Annotated in this window: 3 protein-coding genes; 1 reads left to right on the forward strand and 2 read right to left on the reverse strand. The window is 60.0% G+C overall.

All coding sequences use genetic code 11. From position 1 onward, the window contains the following. Positions 1-83: 83 nt before the first annotated feature. On the reverse strand, positions 84-998 hold the full coding sequence (locus NW863_RS12670; RefSeq protein ID WP_414366791.1) for a S1 RNA-binding domain-containing protein: 915 nt from the start codon (positions 996-998) through the stop codon (positions 84-86). Positions 999-1,146: 148 nt separating this feature from the next. Beyond that, positions 1,147-1,587 carry an RrF2 family transcriptional regulator gene (locus NW863_RS12675; RefSeq protein WP_414366793.1) on the reverse strand — a complete coding sequence of 147 codons (441 nt, stop codon included), beginning with the start codon at positions 1,585-1,587 and terminating at the stop codon, positions 1,147-1,149. A 129-nt stretch (positions 1,588-1,716) separates the two neighbouring features. Between NW863_RS12675 and NW863_RS12680 the strand changes: the two genes are divergently transcribed. Further along, positions 1,717-2,712 (forward strand): AAA family ATPase, encoded by a 996-nt coding sequence (locus NW863_RS12680; protein WP_414366792.1) that lies wholly within the window; start codon positions 1,717-1,719, stop codon positions 2,710-2,712. Positions 2,713-2,767: the final 55 nt, after the last annotated feature.

Genomic DNA, 2,767 nt, shown 5'->3' on the forward strand with positions numbered 1-2,767 from the left:
GAAGCAACTGGGGCAGAAGAAGAGACAAAAGCTCTGCTGTCAAGCGGGTGAGGAAACCCCACCCGCCTACGCGGTGGAGTAGTTCATATGACCTTGCCCTCGGACGTGATTCTTCCCTTCAGTTTGCTGGCCCGCTCTTCGGCTTCCTCGGTAATGAGAGGCAGTTGCTCTAACACCTCGCCGGGGTATTTTTCCAACACCCGCAGAGAGAGCGCTATCCGCCCTTTGGCCTCATCCACATCGATGACCACGGCCTTGAGCGGCTGACCAGGCCGGAACAAGTCGGATAAGGAGGCAACAAAGCTTTGGCTGACCTGCTTGATGTGCAACAGCCCGCTGCCCCCCTCCTCCAGCTCCACGAAAACGCCGAAGGGCTTGAGGGCGCTGACCTTGCCCCGAACCACCTGGCCGGTGGTGTAGATTCCCAGGCTCTCAGCCTGTCGCGCTACTCGCTGGGAGAGCACCAGCTTGTTGGCAGCAGGGTTGACTTCCAGCAAACTGGCGGTCAGCGATTGGCCCACCAGCTCTTCTAGATCTTCCCGTTGGTTGAGATGCGAGCGAGGAATAAAGCCCCGCAGCCCCTGCACATCCACCAGCACTCCACCCTTGTTGGTGCCGATCACCGGGGCAGTTACTGTCTGGCCACTGGCCTGTTTTTCGGCCAGCTCCTCCCAAAGTCGCTTCAGCCGCAGCCGCCGCGCCGAGAGCACGATTTGCCCTTCCGAGTCCTCTCGCAAGATGAGAAAATCGGCTTCGCTTTTGAGGGGAAAAAGCCCGCTCAAATCCTCTCCTGGGCGGATCCCGGCTTCCTTCAGGGGCAAAAAGGCCGGCGACTTGCCGCCGATATCTACCAAGGCCCCATCGTTCTGGTGCTGGAAGATGCGACCTCGCACCACCTGTCCCGGTTGAAAGTCAAGGCTTTGCGCCTCCAGAGCCTTGGCAAAATCTTCCGAAGAAAACGTATCGGCAGCCTGAGAGCGAGGGAAACGAAAGGTCATGGAAAGGAAGCCATTCGAGAGGCAATGGGTTTCAGGATAACCCAAAACCTGCCAGGGATCCCAGCCCCTCTCGTCCGCCTCAGCGGGAAGAGGTGCTCACCCTCTTGAGCGGAGGCCAAGCCCAGGGCATCGACACCGGCAGCTTTACCTAGATGTAATACATCAACCTGGCCTGTTGCTGTTGCGCCTGCCGGTCGCAGAGGTCTTGCAAGGTCGTTTTTTGGAGAATGCCCACCGCTGCCGCCTGGGCATCTTGCCAAGCCTGCCAGAGCACCTGGCGCTCCGGCGAGAGATCGCCGCTGGGCAAGTCCCGGGAGCGGCTGAGATCTTCTCCCTCGATGGCCTGAATGATGTCCAACAGGGAGATCTGCCAGGGTGGTCGAGCCAGAGAATAACCCCCTTTGGCACCCCGCTGGCTGCGTACCAGGCCCTGCCTGCGCAGCGTGGCCAGCAACTGCTCCAGGTAGCGGTCGGGAATCGACTGATGGGCTGCGATCTCCTTGATCTGCAATACCCGGCCATCATGGTAGTGCTGGGCCAACTCCAGAAGAGCTAGGAGAGCGTACTCACTTTTACAAGACAGTTCCAAAATACCCATCCTTCCTGCAGGGATCAGGTCTATGGTACTCCGGTTTCCCGCCGGAGTTTTGTGAGATCCCCTTTGGGTTAGCGGTGGGTTCGGCCTGTATGGTGGAATAGGCCCCTTTGGGAGTGGTTTATGGCAAGTGTTGGCTCCCTATCCGGTTCAGCGCGGATCCCGGCGGAGCGATTGCAAACTTTGCGGCAGCAGATTGGCAAGCTGATCGCCAACGTCGAGTCGGTGTTTCAAGGCAAGCCACAGGTGGTGCAGGCGGTGGTGACGGCCCTGGTGGCGGAAGGCCATGTCTTGCTGGAGGACATGCCGGGAGTGGGCAAAACCACGCTGGCGCGGGCCATTGCCCGCAGCTTGGGGGCCAAGTTTCAGCGAATTCAATTTACCAGCGACCTCTTGCCAACTGACATTCTTGGCCTCACCCTCTTCAACAAAGAGAAAGGGGAGTTTGAATTTCGCCCAGGCCCCATTTTTGCCCATGTCATCCTGGCCGACGAGATTAACCGCACCTCTCCCCGCACCCAGAGTGCCCTGTTAGAGGCAATGGCGGAAAAGCAGGTTTCGCTGGATGACCGCACCTACCCGCTGCCCAGTCCCTTTATGGTGTTGGCCACCCAAAACCCCTTGGAGTATCACGGCACCTATCCCCTCCCGGAAAGCCAGTTGGATCGGTTTTTGGTGCGGCTGTCCATCGGCTACCCCAGCCCTGAGGTGGAGCGGGCTTTGCTGCTGCAGCGACAGCAGGCAGAGCCGGTGGAGGCTCTCCAGCCGGTGCTTTCCCTGGCGGAGCTGCGGGAGATCCAGGCGGCGGTGGATCAGGTGTACCTGGATGGATCCCTGGCCGACTATCTGCTGCAGGTGGTGCAGGCGACACGCGCCTCCAAGCTTTTGCGGGCTGGCGTGTCCACCCGCGGGGCATTGGCTTTGGCAAGGGCTGCACGGGCGCAGGCGTTGGTGAGAGGGCGGAGCTTTTGCCTACCGGAAGATCTGCAAGCTTTGTTTGTGCCGGTGCTGGCGCATCGCATTTCTTTAGCCGGATCTGGGGACATGACGAGCAACCGACGGCAGGAAGCAGAGGCCGTCATCCGCGACATCGTGGCAACGGTTGAGCCGCCGGTTTGAGGAGGGATCCCCTGGGCAACAATAGGAGCCAACGGTCTTGGGCAGAACTGCGGAT

This window comes from Synechococcus sp. B60.1 (assembly GCF_047462555.1).
Classification (GTDB): Bacteria; Cyanobacteriota; Cyanobacteriia; order Thermostichales; family Thermostichaceae; genus Thermostichus.

Excerpts from the sequence above, each read along its gene's own strand:
- NW863_RS12670 (WP_414366791.1), bottom strand. The coding sequence starts at position 998 with ATGACCTTTCGTTTCCCTCGCTCTCAGGCTGCCGATACGTTTTCTTCG.
- NW863_RS12680 (WP_414366792.1), top strand. The coding sequence starts at position 1,717 with ATGGCAAGTGTTGGCTCCCTATCCGGTTCAGCGCGGATCCCGGCGGAG.